This is a genomic window from Pseudomonas sp. AGC41 (genome assembly GCF_057334555.1).
Window position 1 is genome coordinate 1 of record NZ_JBHFJB010000113.1, and the last position, 3,618, is coordinate 3,618.

The window sequence follows — 3,618 nt, forward strand, 5'->3', positions numbered from 1 at the left end:
CCCCCAAAGCGGCGGGTCAGCCAATGAGGGGGTGACTGACCGGATGCCTTCGCGAGCAGGCTCGCTCCCACAGGTTGTGTGCCAAGACTTGAGTTTTATCCTTCCCTGGCGGCGCGTTCACGCAAATAGTCCAATACTGCCGCCTGCTCTCCGACAAACTCGATGCGCCCGCCCTTCTTTTCCCGCTGGAACACATACATCGGGTCGTAGTACTCGCGCAGCAAGCCTTCGATCCAAGCGCGATGCAGGTCGACGGCGCCGCTGGCGGCCTGTTCGGCCAGGGCGGCTTCCATGATGCCCAGCAATCGCCGATGGCGATCACCACCCAGGCGTTTGTGGATGTTGTCCAGGCTCGCCAGCAATCGTTCGCCGAACAGCGAAAACCCTTCGTCGCCATGGACCTCGACAAACTCGGCGCAGAGGTTGATCACGTAGTCGCGCAGGATCCGCTCGACCCGCCGCTCCAGGCGGTCTTCCAGCCAGACCATCGGCACCTGCTGCATGCGCTGGTACAACGACAACGGCAAGGCGCAACTGCCGACCATGCGGCTTTCATCTTCCAGCACGAATTGCTCGATGCCGGCGGCGCGCTTTTTCAGCACATCCACTGCGAGCAGGTTTTCGAAATCGATATTGGAAGGCTGCCCGGTCGCACGCTTGCCGAAGCTCGAACCGCGATGATTGGCATAACCTTCCAGGTCCAGGCCGTTATTGAGCTGCGCCAACACCTCGGTCTTGCCGGTGCCGGTCATGCCGCCCAGCAGGACCAGGTCGCACTGAGCGACCGCCTGGTCGATAGTGCCCAAGAGGAACGTACGCATCGCCTTGTAGCCCCCGCCGACTCGGGGATATTCGATGCCCGCCTCGTCCTTGAGCCACTGCTGGACGATCTGTGAGCGCAAACCACCGCGAAAGCAGTACAGCAGGCCATCAGGATGGGCCTGGGCAAATTCGGCCCAGGCCTGGATGCGTTGGGCCTTGGTTGCGCCGCTGACCAGTTGATGCCCCAGGACAATGGCGGCCTGTTGCCCCTGCTGCTTGTAGCAGGTACCGACGCGCTGGCGCTCGAAGTCGGTCATCAACGGCAAGTTGACCACGCCGGGAAACGCGCCCTTGAGAAATTCCACTGGCGCGCGAGTGTCCATCATCGGGCGATCATTGAGGAAGATATCGCGGTAATCGGTGATGTCGTTGGGCATCAAGACACCTCGACCGCGTGGCTCTGTCGCTCGACCAGTTCACCAATCGGTTCCAGCGCCAGACCCAGTTCAACGGCAACCTGCAGAAACTCGCTTTCCCCTTCTGGCGTGACGGCGATCAGCAGGCCGCCACTGGTCTGCGGGTCGCACAGCACGCGCTTGTGCAGCTCCTGGACGCGACCGACTTTGCTGGCGTAGCTGTCATAGTTGCGCAATGTGCCGCCCGGTACGCAGCCTTGGTCGAGGTAGTACTCGACGCCTGGCAGGCGCGGCACCGCGTCGTAGCGGATACGTGCGGTCAGTTGGCTGCCATCGGCCATTTCCACCAAGTGGCCGAGCAAGCCGAAACCGGTGACATCGGTCATTGCCGTCACGCCATCGAGCTTGCCGAAACGGCTGCCGGGCTTGTTCAACGTGCACATCCAGTCACGGGCCAGGCCCACGTCGGCGGCGCGCAGCTTGCCTTTCTTTTCCGCCGTCGTGAGGATGCCGATGCCCAGGGGTTTGGTCAGGTACAGCCGGCAACCCGGGGTGGCGGTGTCGTTGCGTTTCATGTGGCGCTTTTGCACGAGGCCCGTTACCGCCAGACCGAAAATCGGCTCGGGCGCATCGATCGAATGCCCGCCCGCCAGAGGAATGCCTGCCTCGTCGCACACCGAGCGACCACCGCGAATCACTTCGCGCGCGATTTCCGGGGCCAGCACGTTGACCGGCCAGCCAAGGATCGCGATCGCCATCAGCGGATCACCGCCCATGGCATAGATATCGCTGATGGCATTGGTCGCGGCGATGCGACCGAAGTCGAACGGATCGTCAACGATCGGCATGAAGAAATCGGTGGTCGAGACCACGCCGCGCTCCTCGTCGATGGCATAGACCGCCGCATCGTCCCGGGAAGCGTTCCCGACCCACAGATTGGGATCGAGGTTTTGCGCACCGCTGCCGGCCAGGATCACTTCCAGCACCTGGGGCGAAATCTTGCAGCCGCAACCGGCACCGTGGCTGTACTGGGTCAGGCGAATCGGCTCGCTCATGGGCATACCTCTCGTAAGTCAAGGTGGCCGATTCTAGCAGCAACGCCAGCCATTCACTGCCGGTCACGACCAGTCGGTACTCATCCGACGGAATTTTTCCGTTGCCAACAGACTCACTTGAACAATAGCCGAGCCTTCAACCGGGAGATTGCCGATGGATTTGAACCCACCCGTGGACACCCACCTCGATTACGGCCTCGACACGCTGTTCGGACGCGAAACCAAAAGCGTCGACTGCCAATTCGACGTCAAGCGCCTCGACGACGGCGAACCGCCGTGGTTTGCCCTGCATGTACGCCCGCCGCTGCCCGAAGACCTGGCAAAGGCCCAGATCGTGGTGTTCAGCGTCGAAGGCCGGCGCATCAGCGGCATAGTCCGACGTACCGAGCGCCTGGCCGATGACAGCCTGCAACTGGACGTCGAACCGGACTGAGCCGTTCAGCTCTTCCGCGTACTGCTGCGATACATAAACACCAGCGCCAGTGCCAGGCAGGCCATGGCCCACAGGCGGCTGGCGGACAGTTCGACAGGTGGATTGCCCAGCCAGCCGAAGTTGTCGATCAGCATGCCCATGGCAAGTTGCCCGACGATGACCGCCACGGTCGCCACAGCCGTGCCGACTCTCGGCACCGCGCCGACCATGACGATCATGTACACCACCCCAAACAACGCGCCGCTGAGCTGCCATTTCGGCACGTCCAACAGGCTTACCGCATGGGCCGGCTCGAAAAACACGATCAACAGCCCGGTCACCACCGTGCCTACCGCAAAGGTCAGCAGACTGCTGCGCAGTACGCCCACCGTCTCGCCCAGGCGCCCGTTGATGGCAGCCTGCACGCTCAATACCGCGCCGGCGGCGACAACCACCAGCAATAACAGGATCACGCTCATATCAACCTCGGGCAATCAGGACAAGGGCCACAACGATCAACGCCAACGCCAGCCAGCGTTCGCGGTTGACACGCTTGCGGCTCGCGCCGAACCAGCCGAAATGGTCGATCAGCACGCTTTTGCCAACCTGGCCGGAGAGAATCGCGATCATGGTCATGGCAATGCCGATGTGCGGGGTGGCGAGGGTCAGTACCACCACGTAGATCGGCCCCAGAAAGCCTCCGATCAATTGCCAGCGCGGCAGTTCGCTCAGGGCCGGGCCTCGTTGCGGACCGCTGAGCAACAACAGCAGAAACAACAGCGCCGAGCCGACGCCAAAGATGCTCAACGTTGCCCATAGATGACCGACCTGGACACCGAGCGGCCCGAGCAGACCGGCCTCCACCGATAGCCCCATGCCCGCCAGGATCACCAGGGGTAGCAGGAGCCAGCGCAGGAAAGTCCGGGGTGGCGCGGCATCCGCGTCCGCTGCGGCCGTGGTGGTTGATGAAGAC

At 62.7% G+C, this 3,618-nt stretch carries 5 protein-coding genes; 1 reads left to right on the top strand and 4 read right to left on the bottom strand.

The window, feature by feature from the left end; genetic code table 11:
* Window positions 1-95: 95 nt before the first annotated feature.
* Window positions 96-1,199 carry a tRNA 2-selenouridine(34) synthase MnmH gene (gene mnmH, locus ACE04F_RS18920; RefSeq protein ID WP_486109061.1) on the bottom strand — a complete coding sequence of 368 codons (1,104 nt, stop codon included), beginning with the start codon at window positions 1,197-1,199 and terminating at the stop codon, window positions 96-98.
* Window positions 1,199-2,233, bottom strand: coding sequence for a selenide, water dikinase SelD (selD, locus tag ACE04F_RS18925; protein ID WP_486109063.1), 1,035 nt, complete (start codon window positions 2,231-2,233; stop codon window positions 1,199-1,201). The genes mnmH and selD overlap by 1 nt, the downstream gene beginning before the upstream one ends.
* Window positions 2,234-2,387: 154 nt before the next feature.
* Between selD and ACE04F_RS18930 the strand changes: the two genes are divergently transcribed.
* Window positions 2,388-2,666: a hypothetical protein gene (locus ACE04F_RS18930; protein ID WP_486109065.1), complete on the top strand. Its 279-nt coding sequence runs from the start codon at window positions 2,388-2,390 to the stop codon at window positions 2,664-2,666.
* Between the two features lie 5 nt (window positions 2,667-2,671).
* Here ACE04F_RS18930 and ACE04F_RS18935 read toward each other — a convergent pair whose 3' ends face one another.
* The gene (locus ACE04F_RS18935) at window positions 2,672-3,124 is read right to left on the bottom strand and encodes a DMT family transporter (RefSeq protein ID WP_486109067.1); all 453 of its coding nucleotides are present in this window, start codon (window positions 3,122-3,124) and stop codon (window positions 2,672-2,674) included.
* A gap of 1 nt (window position 3,125) precedes the next feature.
* Complete coding sequence (locus ACE04F_RS18940) at window positions 3,126-3,560, bottom strand: DMT family transporter (RefSeq protein ID WP_486109081.1); 435 nt, start codon at window positions 3,558-3,560, stop codon at window positions 3,126-3,128.
* Between the last annotated feature and the right edge of the window lie 58 nt (window positions 3,561-3,618).